The following is a 21,094-nucleotide window of genomic DNA, read 5'->3' as shown; positions in this document are numbered from 1 at the left end:
GTCCTTTGCCCCTTCACCCACCGGAGCGGGTTCCTCTCCAGGCCGAGAATCCGGATGCGAAGCCACCTTCGGCTCCGTTGAGCGCGCTGGGGCGCGGCGAACCGGGATGTGACCGCTCGCCCGGGCAGCCCAAGCTTCGTATAGGCTCGCCTCGATGATTCGCCCGATCCGCCCCCTGCTGCGCGCCGCCGCCTTTCTGACGCGCCTGCCGGCCGCGCCCGGCGCCTTTCATGGCGGCCCATGGCCGCTGGGCGGGGACGCGGCGGCCTTTCCCGCGGTCGGCCTCCTCGTCGCCGCGCCGCCGGCGCTTCTCCTTTGGCTCCTCGGCACATGGGGCCTTTCGCCGCTCACCACGGCCGCGATCGCCGTCCTCGCGCTCGTCGCGTTGACCGGGGCGCTCCACGAGGACGGGCTCGGCGACACGGCGGATGGGCTGTTCGGCCACGCCGACAGGTCCCGCGCGCTCGCTATCATGAAGGACAGCCGGATCGGCACCTATGGCGCGCTTGCACTCGTCGGCTCGCTTCTCCTACGCGTCGCCGCGCTGGCCGAGATCGCGGCCATCTCGCCACTCGCAGGCGCCCTTGCGCTCATGGGCTCGGCGGCCGCGAGCCGGGGGGCGATGGCGCTCCTGTGGTCTGAGCTCCCCTCCGCCGACCCCGGCGGGCTCGCGGACCGGATGGGTCGGCCCTCCCCGCGCGCCGGCCGACTTGCCGCGCTGATCGGCTGGGGCTCAGGCGCGGTATTGACCGCTTCCGTCTTCGGCTGGGGCGCGCTTCTGCTTCCCCCGATCCTCACCGCCCTCGCCTACCTCTGGCTGCGCAGCGTTCTCCGGCGGCGCCTCGGCGGGCAGACCGGCGACGCGCTCGGCGCCTGCCAGCAGATCGTCGAGATCGCCTGCCTTCTCGGCCTCGCCCTTCTCAAAGGGTGAGGAGTGCCAGCGCCAGGGTGAGTGCAAGAAGGGCGTCGCACAGGCTGGCGAACAGGCGAAGGCCCCTGCCGATGTCGGAAACGGTCGCCTCGCGCCGCCCCGTCTCGTTAAGCATCGGCGCCTCGACCACGAGTTCGCCGTAGCGCCGGGGTCCGCCGAGCGCGAGACCGAGCGCGCCCGCCACCGCCCCTTCCGGCCAGCCGGCATTGGGCGATCGATGCTGCGGGGCGTCGCGTCGGGCGATGCCCCAAGCCCGCACGGCGCCGACGCGCCCGACCCGAGCGGAGGCGACGAGCGCGAACAGGATCGCGCCGAGGCGCGCGGCCGGCCAGTTGGCGAGATCGTCGAGCCGGGCGGCGGCCCAGCCGAAGGCGCGATATCGCTCGTTCATGTGGCCGATCATGGAATCGGCCGTATTCAGCATCTTGTAGGCGAAGAGGCCGGGCAAGCCGAAGAGGAGGAGATAGAGCCAAGGCGCGACGACACCGTCCGAGGCGTTTTCGGCGAGGCTCTCGATCGCCGCGCGGCACACCGCCGGCTCGTCCAGCGCCTCCGGGTCGCGCCCGACGATCATCGAGACCGCCCGCCGCCCGGCGGGAAGCCCCTCGCGCCGAAGCGCGTCGGCGACGCGGCGCACATGATCCGCAAGGCTCCGCTGCGCCAGGAGGATGGAGGCGATCACGGCTTCCATGGCGAAGCCCGCGATCCCGAGCGGCGCCAGCAGCCGATGCAGCGCGAAGCCTGCCGCGCCGGCCAAGACGAGAAGCACGAGAGTAGCGAATACGCCGGCCACACGGCGCCGGCCGGCCGGCCACTGCGGCCGGTTGCCACCTCGCTCGGCCCAGCGGATCAGGGCGCCGAAACCGACGACGGGATGGGGCAGACGGCGCCACAACCAGTCGGGGTCGCCGACGAGGCGATCGATCAGAAGCGCGGCCAGCGCCAGAACCGCGCTCACGCGCCGATCTCGGCAAGCGCGTCGCCAAGCGCCGTTCGCAGGCGCTCCGCCTCCGCCTCGTCCCGCACTTGGCCGATGCGAAGCCAGTTCGGCTGGTCCGCGAAGGGGCGCGTCAGGATGTGCCGGCGCGCCAAGGCTTCGAACAGGGCGTGGGCGCCGGGCACCTCCACCAGCGCGAACAAGGCGGCGTCGCCGAAGGCCTCGAGGCCGGCGCCCCCGATGGCGCCACGGGTCAGATCGGCGCGCAGGGCGATGTCGCGGCGAAGTGTCGCCACCAGCGCCGCATCGCCCATCAGCGCCGCGCCGACGGCCAGCGCCGGCCCGGAGACCGCCCAGGGGCCGAGACGCTCGGCGATCGCGGCCATAAGCCTTGGCTCGCCGAGCGCAAAGCCGAGACGCAGGCCCGCCAGACCGAAGAACTTGCCGAAGGAGCGGAGGACCACGAGACCCGGACGCCCCGCGTCGCCACTCAGCGTTTCACATGGGTCGGCGTCCATGAACGCCTCGTCGACGACGAGAAGCCCGCCGCCCTCGGCCAGTTGGTCGGCAAGCGCGAGAAGCTCGGCGCGGGCGAAGCGCCGTCCGTCCGGGTTGTTCGGGTTCACCATCACGACGGTTTGCGTATTCGCGCCCAAATCGCCGAGCCCCGGCATCGCCCGCACGCGGTGCCCGGCGGCTCGAAACGCGCGCGCGTGCTCGGCATAGGCAGGGGCGAGGATCGCGGCCTCGGCGGGGGGGAGGAGATGCGGCAGAAGCGAGATCAGCGCCTGGCTGCCGGGTGCGATGGCGATCGCGGCGCTCTCGCCCGCGCCGAAGAAGCAGCAGGCGCTCGCGATCAGCGCCTCCTCAGCCGCCCGTTCCGGCAGGCGGGCGAAGACCGCCGGAGACAGCGCCGGCATCGGCGGCGGCACCGGATTGATGCCGGTAGAGAGATCCAGCCACGTTTCCAGGGCGCCGCCGAAGCGGGCGATCGCGGCCCCGAGCGCGCCGCCATGGACGAGATGGGTCGTCATGCGAGGTCGATCACGTGGGCATAGGAGCCGGACACGCGCTCGCGTCGGAGGCCGATCACCCCAAGATCCTCCCCCAGCGCGTCGATCGCCGCAAAAAGGCGGTCCGCCTCGCCCTCCGAGGATACCGTGGAATAATGGAATTCGTGGGCCGCCAGCGGCGCGGCCCAAGGCGCGCCGGAGAGCGGACGGAGGCGGCGATAGCCGAGATGCAGCCGGCGCCGGCGAAAGCTCGTGCGCAGCGGCAGGAAGCCCAGCATCGGGTGGGCGATCCCCTGCGCGTCCTCCAGGCTTTCCCCCAGCACCATGTAGCCCCCGCATTCGCCGTAGATCGCGGCGCCCCGGTTTCGCGCGGCCTCCATCCCGGCGCGAAACCCCGACGCGGCCGCGATGCGCCCGGCGTGAAGCTCCGGGTAGCCGCCCGGCAGGAACACCGCGTCGCAACCCGGCTCCGGCCCTTCGTCCGCCAGCGGCGAGAAGAGGGCGAGTTCGGTGCCCGCCGCCCGCCATCCGGCCAGGAGATGCGGGTAAAGGAAGGCGAAGGCCTCGTCGCGCGCCACCGCGACCCGGCGCCCGAGCGGAGGAAGCGTGGAGACGGTCGGCGGGACCGATACGGCTCGGGGCGCGAGCAAGGCTTCCATCACTGCTAAGTCCATGCCGCCGGCGAACCAAGCGGCGGCGTGGTCGAGCGTGCGGTCGAGATCGCCGTGCTCGCCCGCCGGCACGAGGCCGAGATGGCGCTCGGGAAGCGCCAGATCCGGCGCGTTCGGCAGCGCGCCGAGGACCCTCACCCCGAGCGACTCCAGCGCCCCGCGCAGCATCGCCTCGTGGCGCGGGCTGCCGACGCGGTTGAGGACGACGCCGGCCAGATGCACATCGCCTCGATGGTCGCGAAACCCGCGAACGAGCGCGGCCACCGAATGCGATTGCTTGGCGCAGTCGACGACGAGGACGACGGGAAGCCGAAGAAGCACGGCGAGGTCGGCCGAGGACCCGCTGCCGTCCGCCGCCCCGTCGAAGAGGCCCATCATCCCCTCCACCACGAGCGGGCGCCCGTCCGTCGCGGCGAGCGACCGGATCAACGCGGGGCGCATCGCATGCGGGTCGAGGTTGACGGACGGCTGCCCGAGCGCATGCGCATGGAAGCCGGGGTCGATATAGTCCGGCCCCGCCTTGGCGGGCGCGACGCGCAAGCCTTGACCGCGCGCCCAGCGCAGGAGTGCCAGCGTGAACAGCGTCTTGCCGCTGCCCGATCGGGGAGCCGCGACGAGAAGGCCGGAGGATGGGTTCGGGATCGTCATGGTGCGGGCGCTTTTCGCACGGATCACGCCCCTCTATAAGCCCCTTCATGGGTGTCGATCTCGGGCAGCGCCGGACCAAATCGCAGGAGGCGCGTGACGGCGTGCCGCTCCGGCGCGGCTGGACCACGGGCGCCTGCGCGACCGCCGCCACGAAGGCGGCGCTCGGCGCCCTTCTGACCGGCCGGTTCGAAGACCCGGTGACGATCCGCCTGCCCAAAGGCGAGACACCAGCCTTCGCCCTGAACCGCACGCGCCTCGACGGACCCCAAGCCTTTGCCGCCATCGTCAAGGACGCGGGCGACGACCCGGACGTGACGCATCTGGCCGAGATCGGGGCGCGCGTGCGCTTCGGCGCGGCGGGGTCTGGCATCGTATTCCAAGCCGGGCCAGGCGTCGGCACGGTGACGAAGCCCGGCCTGCCGATCCCGCCCGGCGAGCCCGCGATCAATCCGGTGCCGCGCGCGATGATGCGCGAGGTGGTGGAGGCGCTGTGCGCCGAGCACGGGCTCACCCCCGACGTCGAGATCGCGATCGAGGTCGCGGACGGCGAGCGGCTGGCGGCGCTCACCTGGAACCCGCGCCTCGGCATTCTCGGCGGGCTGTCGATCCTCGGCACCACCGGGATCGTCCATCCCTTCTCCTGCTCGGCCTGGATCCACTCCATCCATCGCGGCATCGACGTGGCGCGCGCTTGCCGCCTTTCCCGCGTCGTCGGGGCGACGGGATCGGCGAGCGAGGCGGCGGCGCGCCGGCTCTACCCCGCCTTGCCTGAGATCGCCTATCTCGACATGGGCGACTTCGCGGGCGGCGTCCTCAAATATCTGCGCCGGCACCCGGTGCCGCACCTGACGCTCGCCGGCGGTTTCGCCAAGTTCACCAAGCTCGCGCAAGGCTCGCTCGACCTCCACTCCGGCCGAAGCCAGGTGGACCTCGCCTTCCTGCTGGAGCGCGTGCGCTCCATCGACGCGGCGGCGGCGGGCACGCTCGAAGCCCGCATCCTTGGAGCCAACACGGCCAAGGAGGTGCTGGACATCGCCTCGGAACGGGGCATCGACCTCGCCGCCTCGGTGGCGACGGGCGCGCTCGAAACCGCACGGGAGGCGGTGGGCAAGGCGCCCTGCCGGATCGAGGTCGTGGTGACCGACCGGAGCGGCGAGGTGATCGCCCGTGCCGAGTGATCCGCCGGCCGTTCTCCTTCTCGGCGGCACGGCCGAGGCCGCAATCCTTGCCAAAAGGTTTCACGTGAAACATCGGGGTCGGCTCGTCCTGTCGCTGGCCGGGCGGACCCGCGCGCCGGACCTACTGGAGGGCGTCGAAACGCGCATCGGTGGGTTCGGCGGCGCGGCCGGGTTGGTCTCGTTCCTGAAACGGGAGAAGTTCACCCGGATCCTGGACGCCACCCACCCGTTCGCCGTCGGCATGTCGCGCAACGCCGCAGAAGCCGCCACGCAAGCGGGCGTTCCGCGCCTCGCGCTGTGGCGCCCTCCCTGGGAGCCCGTTCCGGGCGACCGCTGGGTGCGCGTGTCGTGCCTCGGCGCGGCGCGCGACGCGCTGCCGGCGGGCAGCCGGCCGTTCCTGGCGCTCGGCGCGCAGCACATCGCCCCGTTCCGCCACCGGCCCGATCTCGCCATCGCCTTGCGCATGGTGGACGCGCCTGAGGCGCTGCCCTTTCCGGCCCGCGTCATCCTCGGCAAGCCGGGCAGCAGGGAAGCGGAGGCGGACCTGTTCCGCAACCTCGGCATCACCCATCTCCTGTGCCGCAACTCGGGCGGCACGAGGTCCTACGCCAAGATCGCCGCCGCGCGCGAACTCAGGCTCCCCGTGGTGCTGATCGACCGCCCCCCCGCCCCGCCCGGGCCGCTGGCGGCGAGCGTGGATGAGGCGTTGGCGTGGTTAGCCGGCTGACTTCCTCGCCGCCGGGCGCAGGATATGGGGGTGGGCGGCGTCGTAGAGCTTGGAATCGACGAAGCCTTGTGCGCTCAGCGCGCGCCCGACGAAGAGGAGCGCGGTGCGCGTCAGCTTCGCCCGGCGCACCTCGGCGGCGACGGTCGAGAGCGTCGCGCGGATGAAGGCCTCGTCCGGCCAGCCGACGCGGTAGGCGACGATCACCGGACAGTCCGGGCCGTAGGCCGCCAGGGGCGACAGCTCGCGCTCGATATGGGCGAGGTTGCGGATCGACAGGTGGATGGCAAGCGTCGCACCGCTCATGCCCAGCGTCGCCAGATCCTCGCCGGGCGGCATGGAGGAGGACTTCATCGCCGTGCGGGTGACGACGATCGTCTGGCAGACCTCGGGGATCGTCAGTTCCTGCTTCAGCGCGGCGGCGGCGGCGGCGAAGGCTGGAACGCCGGGCGTCACGTCGTAGGGAATGGCGAGCGCATCGAGACGCCGCATCTGCTCGGCTGTCGCGCCGTAGATCGACGGATCGCCCGAATGGACGCGCGCGACGTCAAGGCCCGCCCTATGAGCGGCTTCCATTTCGGCGACGATCTCGTCGAGATGCATCGGCGCGGTGTCGAGGACGCGGGCGCTGCTGGGGGCCGAACGCACGATCTCCTCCGGCACCAGCGAGCCGGCATAAAGGCAGACCGGGCAGCGCTCGATCAGGCGAAGACCGCGCAGGGTGATGAGGTCGGGCGCGCCGGGTCCGGCGCCGATGAAGTGAACCGTCACGAGCCGATCCCCGTTCCTGGCTTGGCCGCGTAGCCGCGCGGCGTATAGGCGAAGGTGCGCCCCTCGCCGCTGGTGAAGCTGCGCGTGTTGGAGGAGCCGACGATCACGACGGTGAGCATGTCGACCTCGTCGACGTCGAGCGCAGCCAGTTCGACCACGCGAACGCTTTCCCCTTCGCGCCCGAGATTGGCGGCGATCACCACGGGCGTTTGCGCCGGGCGATGCTGGAGAAGAACGTCGCGCGCGAAGGCGAGCTGGGTGCGGCGGCGGCGCGAAACGGGATTGTAGAAGGCGATCACGAAGTCACCCTCCGCCGCCGCGCGCACGCGGCGCTGGATGTCCTCCCAAGGGGTCAGGAGGTCGGAGAGCGAGATCGTGCAGAAGTCGTGGCCGAGCGGGGCGCCGACGCGCGCGGCCGCCGCCTGGAGCGCCGAGATGCCGGGCGACACCTCGACGGCGATGCGGCGCGCGCCGTCCGTGATGTCGCCGCGCTCCATCAGCTCGAACACCAGCGTCGCCATGGCGTAGATGCCCGCATCCCCCGAGCAGACGAGGGCGACGTCGCGGCCTTTTGCGGCGAGTTCCATGGCGAAGCGCACCCGCGCCTCCTCCGCGCCGAGGTCGAAGTCGTGGCGCGCCTTGCCCTTCGCGAGGGGTCCGAGGAGGTCGAGATAGAGCGAATAGCCGACGAGATCGGTGGCTTCGCCCACCATGCGGGAGACTTCGGGCGAGCGCCAATGCGCGGCGCCCGGCCCGATGCCGACGACGAAGAGGCGGCCGCGCGCGCGGCCGACCGTCTCCGGGTCCACCGGACGAGGGGCCTTCGCGATGGCGACCGTCGCGCGGGCCGACTTGCGCTTCGGCAGAACCAGCGCCCCCTCCTCGCCGACGGCGGCGAGCGCCGCGCCTTCGGCAACGCCGTGGCAGCCGGTTTCGCGGAACACCACCTCGGACGGGTTGGCGAGGCGGGGCGCTTCGCATTCAAGCCGGGCGGCGTCGAAGAAGCGGGCAGGCACCTGAAATCGAGCGGCGACGGCATGAACCGCAGGCTCGTCGGCCTTGAGGTCCAGCGAGGCGACGCAGGCCACCGAAAGCGGGCTGAGGCCGGCTTGGGTGAGCGCCTCCTCCGCCAGAGCGATGGCTTCCGCCGGCGGCGCGCCGCGCTCGGCGCCGAGGCCCAGCACCAGCGTTTGCGGGCGATACAGGAGTTCGAGCGGACCGGGCTCGCCGGCGACGTCCGAGACGCGCAGCGTTACCCGCCCGTCGTCGGAGAGCGGGATCGCGGACGCCATCAGCCAATCCGCCTCGCCCTCGACCCAGGCATATTCGCCGGCCAGAAGCTCGGCCATGACGGGCTTGGCATCTTCCGAGTTCTGAAGGGCGAAGCCGGCCGGCGGGTCGTCCAGCGCGACGCCGAAGCGCAGGTCTCCGGCGGTGGTGACGGCGGCGGGCGTGCCGAGAAGCGCACCGATGCGCCGGGCGAGATCGTTGGCGCCGTGATGGCCGCCGAGAAAGGGCACCACGGCCGAGCCGTCCTCGGCGATCGCGAGGACCGGCGGCTCGGCGCGCTTGTCGGCGAGAAGCGGCGCCAGGATGCGGATCAGCGCGCCGGTCGCCATCAGGGCGACGATAGGGCGGCCTTCCGCGAACAGGTCGCGAAGATGGGCGCCCGTATCGGCGACCGTGACATCGGCGCCGGAGACGCGCGCGGTGCCGTGGACCTCGCCGCCGAGATGATCGGCCAGCCGGCGCGCAAGCGGCAGGGCGGCGGGGCCGAGACAAAGGATCGCGGGGGCGCTCATAAGGCCATGCTCGTGGTTCGGGTGCTCGCGATCGCCGGTTCGGTGCCGCGATACAGGAGGATCAGCGCGAAATAGGGAGCGCTCGGCCCCGATTCAGTGAGCGGCAGGATGCGCTCGCCCGGCTGGTCGACGCGCTCGGCATAGATCGCGCCATGGAGAAGGCCCATCTCGGCGAGAAGCGCCTTGATGCGCGGAAAGTGGCGGCCGAGCTTGAGGATCGCGGCGCCCTCGCAGGCTAGAAGGGCGCTGCGCAGCACCTCGTCCGGCAAAGTGGCGGGCAGAACGACGAAGCGATCGGAGCGGGCGACGAGCGGCGCCTTGGCCTTGGCGGCGGCGGCCATGACGGAGGAGACGCCCGGCACGATCTCGGTCGGGAAGCTTCGCCCGAGACGCGCGAAGAGCTGGAGAAACGAGCCGTAGAAGAACGGGTCGCCCTCGCATAAGACCGCGACGTCGCGGCCGGCTTCGAGATGGGCGGCAATGAGCGGAGCCGCCTCGTCGTAGGCGCCCTGCCCCGGCGCCCGGTCGGCCGACATGCAGAGCGGGATCGCGATCTCCTCGGCTCGGCCGGTGAGATACGGCGCGGCAATGGTGCGGGCGAGGCTTGGGGATCCTTCCGCGAGCGGATAGGCGACGACATCCGCCGCGCCGATCAGGCGCGCGGCCTTCACCGTCAGGAGTTCGGGATCGCCCGGCCCGAGGCCGATGCCGTAGAGCGTGCCGGTCATGCGCGTTTGGTGAGGTGCCAGTGAGTGACGGGCATGGCGGGGCGCCAGCCGCGATAAGGGCCGACGGGCTCGGCCGTCGCGGTGGACACGCGCAGGAGCTCGCCGCCGTGCACCTCGTGGAGATGAAGGAGGATCGCCTCCGATTCCAGCGTCACGGCATGGGCGACGAGGCGCCCGCCCGGCTTCAGGGCATTGAAGGCCGTCACGAAGACGCCGTCCGTCAGCCCGCCGCCGATGAACACGGCGTCCGGCGGGGGAAGGCCGTCGAAGGCTTGTGGGGCGGGCGCTTCGACGAGTTCGATCCCGTGGACGTTGAGGGCCGCGACGTTCTCGGCGATCAGCGCGCGGCGCGCGGGGTTCGGCTCGATGGCGACCGCGCGGGCGCCCGGCACGGCGCGCAGCCATTCCACCGAGATCGAGCCGGAACCAGCGCCGACATCCCAGAGAAGCGAGCCCGGCATGGGTTCGAGCGCGGCAAGCGCCAGCGCGCGTAGCGTGCGCTTGGTCATCTTGCCGTCGTGCCGAAAGGCGGCGTCGGGCAGGCCGGGGACGCTGGAATAGACGCGCGCACCATCGCCAAGCCGACATTCGACGGCGACCGTGTTGAGGGCGGCGATGCCTTGAAGATCGAAGCTGGCCGCCTCCGCCGCGCGCACGCGCTCGGCCGCGCCGCCCAGATGCTCCAGGACGTGGAGCCGGCTCGGGCCGAAGCCGCGAGCGGCCAGAAGCGCAGCGAGCGCGGCGGGGGACGATCCGTCTTCCGACAGGATCAGAAGCCGCGCCCCATCGCGAAGCTCGGGCGCCACAGCGCCGAGCGGGCGACCGTGGACGGACAGGCACCGCACGTCCTCCAGCGCCCAGCCGAGACGGGCGGCGGCGAGCGAAAAGGCGGACGGCGAGGCAAGGACGCGGAATTCGGACGGGTCGAGAACACTCGCCAGCCATTTCGCCGGCCCGAACCAGGATGGGTCGCCGGTCGCGAGAACTGCGGACGGCCGGCCCCGCGCGGCGAGGATATCCGGTGCGGATTCGGCGAAGGGCGAGCGCCAGGGGCGGCGCTCGGCGGGATGGCCTTCGGGCAGCATCGCGAGATGGCGCGCGCCGCCGAAGACGATTTCCGCCCGAGTCAGAATCGCGGATTGCTCCGGCGTCAGGCCCCCGAGCCCGCCGTCTCCGATCCCGATCACATGGAGCCAGGGCGTCATGCCGGCGCGCCTTGCAGACCGGCGGCGAGCGCGTTGACGGCGGCGGCGGCGACCGCGCTGCCTCCGCGCCTGCCATGCAGCGTCGCGAAGGGGACAGCACGCGGGTTGGCGGCCAGTTCCACCTTGGATTCGGCGGCGCCGACGAAGCCGACGGGGAAGCCAAGGATCACGGCAGGTTTCGGCGCGCCCTCGTCCAGCCGTTCGAGGAGGCGGAACAGGGCGGTCGGGGCGTTGCCGATCGCCACCACGGCGCCCGCCAGATCGGCGTCCCAGAGATCGACCTGCGCGGCGGAACGGGTGGTGGCAAGGGCCCTTGCACGCTCAGGAATGTCCGGCTCGTTAAGCCGGCAAACCACGGCGTTGTTTCGCGGCAGGCGCGCGCCGACGATCCCGTGCGCCACCATCTGTGCATCCACCAGGATCGGCGCACCACTCGCAAGAGCCGCGCGTCCCACCGCCACCGCATCGGGGGAGATTTCGAGATCCTCGATCGCGTCCACCATGCCGCAGGCATGGGCGATGCGGATGGCGAGGTCGTGCGCGTCCGCCTCCAGCCGCGCGAGCGCGGCGGCGCCCTCCTCGCGGATGGTGCGGAAGCTCGCCTCGTAGATCGCGTCGGGATCGCGCAGGTACGCGGGGACGGGCAAGGTGTCAGTGCCCCTTCAGCGTGCGCGGACCCAGCGGGTGGTCGGCATGCGGATAGGGATGATGGGTGTGGCCGTGCGAATGCCCGTGGTCGTGGGAATGTGCGTGATCCCCATGCGCGCCGTGCTTGTGGTGATGGTGGTGCCCGTCTTCGCCATGGTGGTGGCCACCGTCGTGATGGTGGTCCCCATGGGGCCGGTGCTCATGGCCATGATGTTCGTGTCCATGATGTTCGTGTCCATTGTGCCCATGGTGATGATGCGGGTGTTCATGAGAATGCCCATGCTCGCCGTGGTCGTGCACGCCCTCGCCCGCCGCCGGCCCAGTGCCGATGCCTTCGACGTGGTGGTGGTGGCTTTCCTGGGGCAGGCCGACCTCGGTCTCGAAGCCGAGCACCTGCTCGCGATACTTGCACATCTGGCAGTTCATCACGTTGGTGCCCTGGAGAATCTCCTCCAGCCGGTCCACGAAGGTTTCCACCACGAGGTCGTGGGCGCCGAGATACCCCGCCTTCAGGAAGCGGATACCCGGATGGGCGGCGGCCGCCTTGTCGACGCCGGCATAGATCCGGTCCACCAAAATGCCGGTGAAGAGGAAATAGGGAAACACGACGATGCGCCGGTAGCCGAGCCGGGCGGCGTGGGCGAGGCCCGGCTCCACCAGGGGAAAGGTGACGCCGGAATAGGCCGTCTCGCCCCAGCCGAAGCCGAGCCCTTCCCAAAGAAGACGCATCACCTTGGCGACGTTGGAATTGGCGTCCGGGTCGGACGCCCCGCGCCCGACCACCACCAGCATCGTGTCGTGCAGCGGCTCGCCGTCGCGCCAGCCGTCCGCCCGCAACGCCTCGCGGATGCGTGTCCCCGCGGCGCGGATCATCTTCGGGTCGATGCCGAGCTCGCGCCCGTAGGTGATCGAAACGTCCGAGCCGGCGGCGTAGGTGTTGAGAACGGAGGGTATGTCGTTCTTGGCATGGCCGGCGGCAAACAGCATGCCGGGCAGCGCCAGGATCTCGCGCGCGCCCTTGTCTCGCAGGGCGTCGAGCCCTTCACGGATGATCGGGGTCGCGAATTCGAGATAGCCGTAGTCCACCGCCCAGTCGGGCAGGCGCCGGGCCATCTTTTCGGCCAGACCCCGGAATTCCTCCACCGCGCCGCGATCGCGGCTGCCATGGCCGCACAGCATCAAGGCCTTCACCAAGGCGTCCTCCATCCTTATCGCGCCGGAGGAGGCGCCGCGGGACACCCGGCGGCGAATCGTTCCGACAGTTTTCGCGCGCGTCCCCCGGCTTGGGTCGGAGCATCGCAAAATCGTTTCGAGAGCCCGTTCGGGCACCGTCAGGCGCAAGCGTCATGCCCGAGCCGGGCCGCCGCGTCAAACCGGGCGGGCCGGACGGGACGCCGGTCGGCATGGTCGGGGCTCGACATTCCGGCGCCGATAGAGCGTGCCCATAGTCGTCCGCGCAGATGCCGGAAAGGGCGGCGGAACAGGGGCTCCGGCCTTGCGTCGCCCGGCAGGGCGTGAAAGGCGGAGCCGAAACGCACAGCCGGCCCCGCTCGGGCCCCAGGTCGTCGTGCGTCCCCGCTTCCATGCGCGCGAGGCGCTTGGACATTCGCCGCCCGGGGGCTTATGCCGCTGGCATTCCTTTGCCGATGCCGGACATCCCATGGACTTCGATCCCGTTTTCCTCATGCTGGTCGCCGCCGCCTTCGTCGCGGGACTGATCGACGCGATCGCCGGAGGCGGGGGCATGATCACCGTGCCCGCCCTTCTTCTGGGCGGTCTCGATCCGCTGACGGCGCTCGGCACCAACAAGCTGCAGTCGATGTTCGGCTCCAGCTCGGCGACGATCTCCTATGCCCGCAAGGGCCATGTGAAGCTCGGCCCGCTCCTGCCGGCGGCGGCCCTGTCCTGCGCCGGCTCGGCAGCCGGGGCGCTTCTGGCCGCCGCCCTGCCGCTCGAATTCCTCCAGCGCCTCCTGCCCTTCCTCCTGATCGCCATCGCGATCTACTTCGCGTTGAAGCCGGGCCTGTCGGACGTGGACCGCGAGCGGCGCATGAGCCCGCGCACCTTCGCGCTTCTCCTCGTGCCGCTGATCGGCGCCTATGACGGGTTGTTCGGGCCGGGCACCGGGTCGTTCTTCATGCTCGCCTTCGTGTCGCTCGCCGGCTACGGCGTCCTCAAGGCGACGGCGCACACCAAGCTCCTGAATCTGGCCTCCAACATCGGCGGCTTCGCGGTCTTCGCGACCGTCGGCTCCATCCATTGGAAGCTCGGCCTGTGCATGGGGGTCGCCCAGTTCCTCGGCGCGCGCGCCGGGGCGGGCGTCGCCATGCGCTTCGGCGCCGGGCTGATCCGCCCGCTTCTCGTTCTCGTGTGCATCGCGCTGGCGCTGCGCCTTCTCTGGTCGTGAGCGCTGCGCGCCCGCCCGCGCTGATGCTGCAGGGCACGGGGTCGGACGTCGGCAAGAGCGTTCTCGCGGCCGGGCTCTGTCGCCTATTCGCTAACCGCGGTCTCCAGGTGCGCCCGTTCAAGCCGCAGAACATGAGCAACAACGCGGCCGTCGCCACCATTCCCGAAACCGGCGAATGGGGCGAGATCGGGCGCGCGCAATGGCTCCAGGCGCTCGCCTGCCGCGTCGCCCCTAGCGTCCACATGAACCCGGTTCTCCTGAAACCCCAGTCCGAGACCGGATCGCAGATCGTGGTGCAGGGGCGGGTGGCGGGCTCGGCGCGCGGGCGCGACTACCAGCGCCTGAAACCGCAGCTCCTCGCCAAGGTGCTCGAAAGCTACGCCGAGGTCGGCAAAGGCGCGGATCTCGTTCTCGTCGAGGGCGCCGGCTCGCCCGCCGAGATCAACCTTCGGGCCGGCGACATCGCCAACATGGGGTTCTCGCGCGCGGCCGGCGTGCCCGTCGTGCTGGTCGGCGACATCGACCGGGGCGGCGTGATCGCCTCCCTCGTCGGCACCCATGCCATCCTGCCGGACGACGATCGCGCGCCCGTCCGCGGCTTCCTGATCAACAAGTTCCGGGGCGACCCGTCGCTCTTCGACGAGGGGCTCGCCGCCGTCACACGCTTCACCGGCTGGCCGAGTCTGGGCGTCGTGCCCTGGCTCGGCGCGGCCGCGCGCCTGCCGGCCGAGGACTCGGTGGCGCTGGAGCGGATGGCGAACGGGCGGGCCGCCCCCGGCGATCTCGTCGTCGCCGTGCCGCGCCTGCCCCATATCGCCAATTTCGACGATCTCGACCCGCTTATGGCCAGCCCCGGCGTCCATCTCGCCTTCATCAGGCCGGGCGAGCCGTGGCCCGAGGGCGTCGGGCTCGTTCTCCTGCCGGGCTCGAAGTCCACGATCGCCGATCTCACCGCGCTTCGCGCGCAAGGCTGGGACCGGGCGATCCTCGACCACCACCGGCAGGGCGGCCATGTCCTCGGGCTTTGCGGCGGCTACCAGATGCTGGGCCGGCGCATTCTCGATCCCGAAGGCATCGAAGGCGACGTGCGCGAGGCCGACGGGCTCGGGCTTCTCGACGTCGAGACGCGGATGGCGGGGGAGAAGCGCGTGAGCGAGGTCCGCGCCATGTCGCCGGAGGGCGTCGGCTTCGAGGCCTACGAGATCCACATGGGATCGAGCGAGGGCGCCGACCGGGCCCGCCCCTTCGCCCATGTCGGGGGCGAGCCGGAAGGGGCGCGCTCCACCGACGGGCGGGTCAGCGGCACCTATCTGCACGGCCTCTTCGCCGGCGATCCCTGGCGCGAGCGCTTTCTCGAAGGGTTCGGCGTGTCCCCTTCGGCCTATGGGCACCGAGCGGGCGTCGAGGCGGCTTTGGATGCGATCGCGGCCGAGCTGGAGCGCCATCTCGACATCGGGGCGCTGGCCCGGATCGCCGGTCTCGGCCGGGGGTGAAGCCGTTTTCAGCCCTTCGCGGCGTATTCGCGGAACCGCTCGGCCCAGTCGGGGTGCCAGCGCGACAGGGGCGGACGGTTTTCCACGATGTCGCCGGCGGCCCAGAGGATGCGCTTCTCGTCGGTCCGGCGCGTGGTTTCCCCGTCCGGGCAGAGGATGTAGAAGTCGCCCGCTTCCAGGCGCTCAATCATGAAGCCGACCGTTTCCTCCGGCGTCCAGGCGCCTTCGGGCTTCTCGGTGCGCCCCCGGGCGGTCAGCCCGGTGAAGACGAAGCCGGGAATGAGGAGCGCGGCCGACACCTGATGCCCCGGCGTTTGCCGCAATTCGTGCGCCAGCGCCTCGGTGAAGGCCTTCACCCCCGCCTTGGAGACGTTGTAGGCCGGATCGCCGGGCGGCGTCGTGATGCCCTGCTTGGAGCCGGTGTTGACGATCAAGGCCGGCTCGCCGTGCGCGATCATGTCGGGGCCGAAGGCACGCGTTCCGTTGACGACGCCGCCGAGATTGATCGACAGGACGGCGTCCCAGTTGGCCTGGGTCCCGAAGATCGAGGATCCCGGCTGGATGCCGGCGTTGTTCATGAGGACATGCACCTTGCCGAGCCGCTCGGCGATATGCTCGGCGGTCTTCTGGAGGCCCGCCCGGTCGCTGACGTCGCAGGCGGCCGCGACGATCCGCCCTTCCTCGCCGTCGGCAAGGCTGACGAGTTCCTCGTGCGCGCTCGCCAGATCCTCCATCCGGCGATCGACGATCGCGACCTTCAGCCCGTTCCTGGCGAAATGGCGCGCAGCGGCCAGCCCGATGCCGGCGGCCCCGCCGATCACGACGGCGGTGTGGAGCGGCGCGATGGCGGGATGATGCATAGCGGGTCTCGTCCTCGGGCAGTGTCGCTTGGATCCGGGGAGATAGCCGCACGGCGGCGCGAGGGAAGGCGGACGGGCGTTGCCGGGCGCGGGTTCGGGTATCGTCTGGTGCGCTTCGTCAACCCGACCGGCAGCGTATCGGGATAAGGATGGTTGCTGGACGGTCTGCTTATCGAAAGCAAAGGGGTGAGGACGATCGTCGGCAAGATCCCTTCGGTTTGTGGCCGGCATTCAGCGCGGTCGCCCCAGGAAGGCCGAGGGTGTCGTCCCCGTCACCTGTCGGAAGGCGCATGAGAAGGCGGCCGTACTGGCGAAGCCGGCGGCGCTCGAAACCTGCGCGATCGGTTGATCGTGTGCCAGACGTTCCATAGCCTGCATGATGCGGGCTCGCTGACGCCAAGCCTTGAACGTCAATCCGGTCTCCGTCGGGAAGAGCCGGCTCATCGAGCGAACGGAGGTCGCCGCGCGAAAGGCCGTTTCCGCCGCGCTCAGCCTGTTCTGCGGGTCGCCGAGCGCGACCTTGGCAATGCGCCGGCCCACCGGGCTGGAGGGAAGCGGCAGGAACGTGGGAGCGTCGGGCGCCTCGACGAGTTCGTGCAGCATGAGCCGCACCACCAGTTCCGCCTTTTCCGCCGACGTATCGTCGGCGAAGGCGGTGTTCAGAAGGCTTCCGAGAAGCGATGTGACATGCAGGGCGAAGGTGCGGTCGGGAAGGCTCCGCGGCGCCCAATCCGAGATCGCGGTGGGTTGCCAGTGAACCAGCCAGAGCTCCGCATCGGTCAGGACCTCGATCGTATGCATGACGTTCGGCGGGATCCAGACCGCGAGTTGCGGCGGCACGAACCACCGCCCCTCGCTTGTCTGGACCTGCACGACGCCCGACACCACGAAGGTGAGTTGCGCATCGTCGTGAACGTGCAAGGGAAGGCCCGCGCCGCAAGGCTTGCGGCCGCGGGAAAGGCGAAAGGGCGGTGGCATATCGCTTTGGCCTTTGCGCGATGACGATTGGCGCTTCGTCGCTGACGCATTTCGTTATCACAGCGAGCATCGACGGGCGAAGCCTGATGAAGCGGAGCAAGGCAATGAAGGCAGTGGTCATCGACGCCTATGGCGGCAACGAGGTGGTACGGCTCGCGGATATCGAGCAGCCGTCACCTGGACCGGGCGAGGTGCTCGTGCGGGTCGAGGCTGCCGGGGTGAATCCGGTGGACTGGAAGATTCGGAACGGCGCGGGCGCGCGGATGGGAAAGACCCTGCCCATCCATCTGGGCGGCGAGATCGCCGGCAAGGTCGAAAGTATCGGCGACGGGGTCGAAAATTTCCGGGTCGGCGACGACGTGTTCGGCATCATCGATGCGGGCGGGTTCGCCGAATATGCGCTCGCGAGGGCTGCGGACCTCGCGCACAAGCCCGCAACGCTGGATTTCGTCCAGTCCGCCGCGATCCCGCTCGGTGCCTTGACGGCTTGGCAGGCTCTCTTCGACGTCGCCCATCTGATGCCTGGCCAGTCCCTTCTGATCACGAACGGATCGGGCGGCGTCGGCTCGCTCGCGGTTCAGATCGCGAAGGCCACGGGCGCGCATGTGATCGCCATGGCATCGGCTGCGAACGAGGCTTATGTCCGCAGCCTGGGCGCGGACGCCTTCATCGACCACACCGCTCAGCGGTTCGAGGACGTCGCCGGAGACGTGGATGTCGTGTTCGATACGGTGGGCGGCGAGATTTATGAGCGTGCCTTCGCCGTCCTCAAGCCCGAAGGCTTCCTCGCGACCGCCGTCGCGTTCCCCAGCGACGCCGATCGCCAGAAAGGCCCGGGCGTGGCGCGGGTGCAGTGCCAGCCGAACGGCCCGCAACTGGCTTCCATCCGGGACCTGGCGGAAGCCGGCAAGATCCGGGCACGTGTGGCACAGGTGCTGCCGCTGGCGAACGTCGCCGACGCTCTGGACCTGTCGGAGAACGGTCGCCCCAGAGGCAAGATCGTCCTGCACATGGCGTCGTGAACATGGGAGCGGCGGACGATCCCATGCGAGACCCATCGCATCGATGACGAACGTGCGCCGTCGAGGCGCGTGTCCGGAGTCCGCCCAGTCTGGGTCGCAGTCCGCGAAGGAGGCCACCTGCCGCTTCGCTCCGATTGACTGCGGGCCGAACCCGTTTATCCTGGGCGGCGGATGGTCCCGCTCCGGCAGTGTCGGGTGCGGGCTAAGAGGGAATGCGAAGGGCCGACCGAATTCGGGGCCCGTATCGCAGCCGACCCCGCGACTGTAGAGCGGCGAGGCGCCTCCGCCGATGGGTTTTCACCCATCGGAAACGCCACTGGACGGTTTTCGTCCGGGAAGGCAGGAGGAGTGCCGACGACCCGTGAGCCAGGAGACCTGCCATCCGTTGCCAAGGCGGCCATTCCGGCCGCCCTCACGGAGGTTGAACCGATGACCCGTTCCAAGGCGCTCGTCGCCCCCTTGCCCGTTTCCGCACGCCTGCCGGCGGCCGTCTTCTCGCTCGTTCTCGGCGCCTTCTTTCTTTGGGGCGCGGGCTTTGCCAGCGCCGACGCGCTGCACGACGCTGCGCACGACGCGCGCCACGCCATGGGCCTTCCCTGCCACTGATCCCTCTTCGGGCGGCATAGCGCCGCCAGGGTTCGTTTCGCGTCGGCCGAGTGCTCCTCCGAGGCACCGGCCCGACGTTCTTCCGTGGTTTGAAAGGCTTTGCGTCCGCGAGCGGCAGCACCCGCGCGCGGCGGCCTTCGAGGGGCATTCCGAGTCCATGATCGTTCGATATCTCTTCGCCGCGCTTCTGGCCGGCATCCTGGCCGGCGTGGTGATCACCCCGGTCCAGTCCTGGAAGACCACGCCGCTGATCCTGGCGGCGGAAACCTATGAAACGGGCGAGGGCGGGGGTCACGACCACGCGGCGTCGCTTCCCTCGCTCGTGTCGCCGGCCCACGCGCATGCCGAAGGAGCGCCGGCGGCGGAGGGCTTCGACGCCGCGCGCGTCAGTGGAACGCTTCTGGCCAATCTCGTGATCGGCGCCGCGTTCTCGCTTCTGCTTCTGGGCGCGAGCCTTCTCCTCGGGCATCCGATCACGGCGGCGAACGGGGCGCTCTGGGGTCTGGCGGGCTTCGCCGTCCTGTCGCTGGCGCCGGCGCTCGGCCTGCCCCCGGAACTCCCCGCCATGCCGGCGGCCGACCTTGAGGCACGCCAGCTCTGGTGGCTCGCCACCGTGGCGCTTTCGGCGGGCGGACTTTACTTGCTGGCGTTCCAGGCATCCACCGCCGCGCGCCTTCTGGGGCTGGCGCTGCTTCTCGTGCCCCATCTCGTCGGCGCGCCCCATCCCGCAGAGATCGCCAGTCCCGTTCCGGCGACGCTCGCGGCGGAGTTCGCCGTGGCCTCGCTTGGGCTGTCCGTCCTGTTCTGGGTGCTGGTCGGCGCGTTCGCCGGGCTGATCCTCGACCGGGATCGACGCGCCCTGCCCCGGCCGGCATGAGCCTCCATTTCGTTCTGGGCGGGGCGCGCTCGGGCAAGAGCGCGTTCGCCGAAGGGCTGGTGCTCGCAAGCGGGCTCCGCCCCCTGTACCTGGCAAGCGGGCAGGCCTTCGACGCCGAGATGACCGCGCGCATCGCGCTCCACCGCGAGCGCCGCCCGCCGCCCTGGGAAACCGTCGAGGAGCCGCTGCACTTGGCAGAGGCGCTCCACCGCGAGGCCGCCCCGGACCGGGCGATCCTCGGCGACTGCCTGACCCTGTGGCTCACCAACTTGATGCTCGGGGGCCACGACGTCGAAGCCGCCTTCGCCAGGCTTCTCGAAACGCTGGCAACGCCCCTGCCCGGCCTCGTGGTTCTCGTGTCGAGCGAGGTCGGGCTTTCCATCGTGCCGGAGAACGCCATGGCGCGCGAATTTCGCGACCATGCCGGCCTTCTCCACCAAAGGGTCGCGGCCGTGGCGTCACACGTCACCTTGGTCGCCGCCGGCCTGCCCCTGACTTTGAAAGGCTAGACGCCCATGCAGAAGATTCCCGCGACCGTGATCACCGGCTTCCTCGGCGCCGGCAAGACGACGCTGATCCGCAACCTCCTCCAGAACGCCGACGGACGGCGCATCGCGCTCGTCATCAACGAGTTCGGGGATCTCGGCGTCGACGGCGACATCCTGAAAGGGTGCGGCGTCGAGACCTGCCGCGAGGAGGACGTCGTCGAACTCACCAACGGCTGCATCTGCTGCACGGTGGCCGACGACTTCATCCCGACGATGGAAAAGCTCCTTGAGCGATCCGACCGCCTCGACCACATCGTCATCGAGACCTCTGGCCTCGCCCTGCCCCAGCCGCTGGTCGCCGCCTTCAACTGGCCCGAAGTCAAGGCGCGCGTGACCGTCGACGGCGTCGTCACCGTGATCGACGCGGCCGCAGTGGCGGCCGGGCGCTTCGCCGACGACGAGGAGAAGGTGCAGGCCGCGCGCGAAGCCGACCTAAGCCTCGACCACGACAACCCACTGGAAGAGCTGTTCGAGGACCAGATCCGCGCCGCCGACCTTCTCGTCCTCAACAAGGCGGATCTCGTGGACGCCGACACGCTGGCGCGGGTGAAATCGCAGGTCGAAGCGGAGGCGGGCCGCAAGCTCACTGTGGTCTCGGCCGAGAACGGCAAGCTGCCCGCCGACGTGCTTCTCGGCCTCAAGGCCGGCACTGAAGACCTCATAGCCACCCGCCGCTCGCATCACGAGATCCACCATGCGGACGGCCACAGCCACGACCACGAGGATTTCGAGAGCTTCGTCGCAGAGACGGGCGAGATCGAGAACGTCGAGGCGTTCGTGGAAGGTTTGCGCGCGGTGATCGCGGACCACGGCGTTCTGCGCCTCAAGGGCTTCGCTTGCGTTCGGGGCAAGCCGATGCGCCTCATCGTCCAGGCCGTCGGCGGGCGGATCGAGACCTATTTCGACCGGCCTTGGGGTCCGGGCGAGGCGCGCGAAACGCGCCTCGTGGTGATCGGCCTGCACGACGCGATCGACGACGGGGAAGCGGCAATCCGTGCGGCGATCGCGGGCCTCGGCGCGCCCGCCGCGTCCCAGGCGGCCGAATAG

At 70.6% G+C, this 21,094-nt stretch carries 21 protein-coding genes and 1 riboswitch; of the genes, 10 read left to right on the top strand and 11 right to left on the bottom strand.

Annotated elements, in window-relative coordinates:
• Positions 1–154: 154 nt before the first annotated feature.
• Positions 155–931 (top strand): adenosylcobinamide-GDP ribazoletransferase, encoded by a 777-nt coding sequence (gene cobS, locus H7A85_RS00620; RefSeq protein WP_182083954.1) that lies wholly within the window; start codon positions 155–157, stop codon positions 929–931.
• On the opposite strand, the gene cbiB is transcribed toward cobS, so the two are convergent.
• From cbiB to H7A85_RS00605, 3 genes are read right to left on the bottom strand one after another with little or no spacing between them, the layout of a single operon-like run.
• Positions 921–1,889, bottom strand: a complete 969-nt coding sequence (gene cbiB / locus H7A85_RS00615) for an adenosylcobinamide-phosphate synthase CbiB (RefSeq protein WP_182083953.1) — start codon at positions 1,887–1,889, stop codon at positions 921–923. The genes cobS and cbiB overlap by 11 nt on opposite strands.
• On the bottom strand, positions 1,886–2,902 hold the full coding sequence (cobD, locus tag H7A85_RS00610) for a threonine-phosphate decarboxylase CobD (RefSeq protein WP_182083952.1): 1,017 nt from the start codon (positions 2,900–2,902) through the stop codon (positions 1,886–1,888). Before cobD ends, cbiB begins: the two co-directional genes overlap by 4 nt.
• Positions 2,899–4,200, bottom strand: a complete 1,302-nt coding sequence (locus tag H7A85_RS00605; RefSeq protein WP_182083951.1) for a cobyrinate a,c-diamide synthase — start codon at positions 4,198–4,200, stop codon at positions 2,899–2,901. Before H7A85_RS00605 ends, cobD begins: the two co-directional genes overlap by 4 nt.
• A gap of 47 nt (positions 4,201–4,247) precedes the next feature.
• Here H7A85_RS00605 and H7A85_RS00600 point away from each other — a divergent pair, with 47 nt between their 5' ends.
• Positions 4,248–5,378 carry a cobalt-precorrin-5B (C(1))-methyltransferase gene (locus H7A85_RS00600; RefSeq protein ID WP_182083950.1) on the top strand — a complete coding sequence of 377 codons (1,131 nt, stop codon included), beginning with the start codon at positions 4,248–4,250 and terminating at the stop codon, positions 5,376–5,378.
• A complete protein-coding gene (locus H7A85_RS00595) occupies positions 5,368–6,105 on the top strand; it encodes a cobalt-precorrin-6A reductase (protein ID WP_182083949.1) in 738 nt (245 codons plus the stop codon). Before H7A85_RS00600 ends, H7A85_RS00595 begins: the two co-directional genes overlap by 11 nt.
• On the opposite strand, the gene cobM is transcribed toward H7A85_RS00595, so the two are convergent.
• The 6 genes from cobM to H7A85_RS00565 are packed head-to-tail and all read right to left on the bottom strand — an operon-like array spanning position 6,094 to position 12,462.
• A complete protein-coding gene (cobM, locus tag H7A85_RS00590; RefSeq protein ID WP_182083948.1) occupies positions 6,094–6,873 on the bottom strand; it encodes a precorrin-4 C(11)-methyltransferase in 780 nt (259 codons plus the stop codon). The genes H7A85_RS00595 and cobM overlap by 12 nt on opposite strands.
• On the bottom strand, positions 6,870–8,675 hold the full coding sequence (cobJ, locus tag H7A85_RS00585) for a precorrin-3B C(17)-methyltransferase (protein ID WP_182083947.1): 1,806 nt from the start codon (positions 8,673–8,675) through the stop codon (positions 6,870–6,872). The genes cobM and cobJ overlap by 4 nt, the downstream gene beginning before the upstream one ends.
• Positions 8,672–9,403, bottom strand: a complete 732-nt coding sequence (gene cobI, locus H7A85_RS00580) for a precorrin-2 C(20)-methyltransferase (RefSeq protein WP_182083946.1) — start codon at positions 9,401–9,403, stop codon at positions 8,672–8,674. Before cobI ends, cobJ begins: the two co-directional genes overlap by 4 nt.
• Positions 9,400–10,608 (bottom strand): precorrin-6y C5,15-methyltransferase (decarboxylating) subunit CbiE, encoded by a 1,209-nt coding sequence (cbiE, locus tag H7A85_RS00575; protein WP_182083945.1) that lies wholly within the window; start codon positions 10,606–10,608, stop codon positions 9,400–9,402. The genes cobI and cbiE overlap by 4 nt, the downstream gene beginning before the upstream one ends.
• Positions 10,605–11,255 (bottom strand): precorrin-8X methylmutase, encoded by a 651-nt coding sequence (locus tag H7A85_RS00570; RefSeq protein WP_182083944.1) that lies wholly within the window; start codon positions 11,253–11,255, stop codon positions 10,605–10,607. The genes cbiE and H7A85_RS00570 overlap by 4 nt, the downstream gene beginning before the upstream one ends.
• 4 nt (positions 11,256–11,259) lie before the next feature.
• Positions 11,260–12,462: a sirohydrochlorin chelatase gene (locus H7A85_RS00565; protein WP_182083943.1), complete on the bottom strand. Its 1,203-nt coding sequence runs from the start codon at positions 12,460–12,462 to the stop codon at positions 11,260–11,262.
• A 454-nt stretch (positions 12,463–12,916) separates the two neighbouring features.
• Between H7A85_RS00565 and H7A85_RS00560 the strand changes: the two genes are divergently transcribed.
• Together H7A85_RS00560 and H7A85_RS00555 are read left to right on the top strand one after the other, a co-directional pair.
• The gene (locus H7A85_RS00560; protein WP_182083942.1) at positions 12,917–13,663 is read left to right on the top strand and encodes a TSUP family transporter; all 747 of its coding nucleotides are present in this window, start codon (positions 12,917–12,919) and stop codon (positions 13,661–13,663) included.
• 23 nt (positions 13,664–13,686) lie between these two features.
• The gene (locus tag H7A85_RS00555; protein ID WP_182084456.1) at positions 13,687–15,156 is read left to right on the top strand and encodes a cobyric acid synthase; all 1,470 of its coding nucleotides are present in this window, start codon (positions 13,687–13,689) and stop codon (positions 15,154–15,156) included.
• Positions 15,157–15,164: 8 nt separating this feature from the next.
• Here the strand turns inward: H7A85_RS00555 and H7A85_RS00550 are convergent, their stop codons facing one another.
• Positions 15,165–16,016, bottom strand: a complete 852-nt coding sequence (locus tag H7A85_RS00550) for an SDR family oxidoreductase (protein ID WP_182083941.1) — start codon at positions 16,014–16,016, stop codon at positions 15,165–15,167.
• 231 nt (positions 16,017–16,247) lie between these two features.
• On the bottom strand, positions 16,248–16,937 hold the full coding sequence (locus H7A85_RS00545; RefSeq protein WP_244630860.1) for a helix-turn-helix transcriptional regulator: 690 nt from the start codon (positions 16,935–16,937) through the stop codon (positions 16,248–16,250).
• A gap of 161 nt (positions 16,938–17,098) precedes the next feature.
• Here H7A85_RS00545 and H7A85_RS00540 point away from each other — a divergent pair, with 161 nt between their 5' ends.
• The 5 genes from H7A85_RS00540 to cobW all read left to right on the top strand — a co-directional run bounded on the left by H7A85_RS00540 (position 17,099) and on the right by cobW (position 21,094).
• On the top strand, positions 17,099–18,016 hold the full coding sequence (locus H7A85_RS00540) for an NADP-dependent oxidoreductase (RefSeq protein WP_182083939.1): 918 nt from the start codon (positions 17,099–17,101) through the stop codon (positions 18,014–18,016).
• Between the two features lie 155 nt (positions 18,017–18,171).
• A riboswitch (cobalamin riboswitch) is annotated at positions 18,172–18,414 on the top strand.
• Positions 18,415–18,445: 31 nt separating this feature from the next.
• The gene (locus H7A85_RS00535) at positions 18,446–18,622 is read left to right on the top strand and encodes a CbtB-domain containing protein (protein WP_182083938.1); all 177 of its coding nucleotides are present in this window, start codon (positions 18,446–18,448) and stop codon (positions 18,620–18,622) included.
• 157 nt (positions 18,623–18,779) lie between these two features.
• Positions 18,780–19,499, top strand: coding sequence for a CbtA family protein (locus H7A85_RS00530; protein ID WP_182083937.1), 720 nt, complete (start codon positions 18,780–18,782; stop codon positions 19,497–19,499).
• Positions 19,496–20,008, top strand: coding sequence for a bifunctional adenosylcobinamide kinase/adenosylcobinamide-phosphate guanylyltransferase (gene cobU / locus H7A85_RS00525; RefSeq protein ID WP_182083936.1), 513 nt, complete (start codon positions 19,496–19,498; stop codon positions 20,006–20,008). Before H7A85_RS00530 ends, cobU begins: the two co-directional genes overlap by 4 nt.
• A gap of 6 nt (positions 20,009–20,014) precedes the next feature.
• The gene (gene cobW, locus H7A85_RS00520; RefSeq protein WP_182083935.1) at positions 20,015–21,094 is read left to right on the top strand and encodes a cobalamin biosynthesis protein CobW; all 1,080 of its coding nucleotides are present in this window, start codon (positions 20,015–20,017) and stop codon (positions 21,092–21,094) included.

Source organism: Aureimonas sp. ME7 (genome assembly GCF_903970965.1).
In the GTDB taxonomy this organism is placed as follows: Bacteria; Pseudomonadota; Alphaproteobacteria; order Rhizobiales; family Rhizobiaceae; genus Aureimonas.
The sequence above is the reverse complement of the archived record's forward strand: the minus strand, read 5'-3'. Positions and strand labels throughout refer to the sequence as shown.

Coding starts and splice junctions, on each gene's coding strand:
- H7A85_RS00605 (WP_182083951.1), bottom strand. CDS start 4,200: ATGACGATCCCGAACCCATCCTCCGGCCTTCTCGTCGCGGCTCCCCGA.
- H7A85_RS00550 (WP_182083941.1), bottom strand. CDS start 16,016: ATGCATCATCCCGCCATCGCGCCGCTCCACACCGCCGTCGTGATCGGC.
- H7A85_RS00535 (WP_182083938.1), top strand. CDS start 18,446: ATGACCCGTTCCAAGGCGCTCGTCGCCCCCTTGCCCGTTTCCGCACGC.
- cobU (WP_182083936.1), top strand. CDS start 19,496: ATGAGCCTCCATTTCGTTCTGGGCGGGGCGCGCTCGGGCAAGAGCGCG.
- H7A85_RS00600 (WP_182083950.1), top strand. CDS start 4,248: ATGGGTGTCGATCTCGGGCAGCGCCGGACCAAATCGCAGGAGGCGCGT.
- cobJ (WP_182083947.1), bottom strand. CDS start 8,675: ATGAGCGCCCCCGCGATCCTTTGTCTCGGCCCCGCCGCCCTGCCGCTT.
- H7A85_RS00555 (WP_182084456.1), top strand. CDS start 13,687: ATGCTGCAGGGCACGGGGTCGGACGTCGGCAAGAGCGTTCTCGCGGCC.
- cobW (WP_182083935.1), top strand. CDS start 20,015: ATGCAGAAGATTCCCGCGACCGTGATCACCGGCTTCCTCGGCGCCGGC.
- cobS (WP_182083954.1), top strand. CDS start 155: ATGATTCGCCCGATCCGCCCCCTGCTGCGCGCCGCCGCCTTTCTGACG.
- cbiE (WP_182083945.1), bottom strand. CDS start 10,608: ATGACGCCCTGGCTCCATGTGATCGGGATCGGAGACGGCGGGCTCGGG.
- H7A85_RS00540 (WP_182083939.1), top strand. CDS start 17,099: ATGAAGGCAGTGGTCATCGACGCCTATGGCGGCAACGAGGTGGTACGG.
- H7A85_RS00560 (WP_182083942.1), top strand. CDS start 12,917: ATGGACTTCGATCCCGTTTTCCTCATGCTGGTCGCCGCCGCCTTCGTC.
- cobD (WP_182083952.1), bottom strand. CDS start 2,902: ATGACGACCCATCTCGTCCATGGCGGCGCGCTCGGGGCCGCGATCGCC.
- H7A85_RS00565 (WP_182083943.1), bottom strand. CDS start 12,462: ATGGAGGACGCCTTGGTGAAGGCCTTGATGCTGTGCGGCCATGGCAGC.
- cobI (WP_182083946.1), bottom strand. CDS start 9,403: ATGACCGGCACGCTCTACGGCATCGGCCTCGGGCCGGGCGATCCCGAA.
- H7A85_RS00530 (WP_182083937.1), top strand. CDS start 18,780: ATGATCGTTCGATATCTCTTCGCCGCGCTTCTGGCCGGCATCCTGGCC.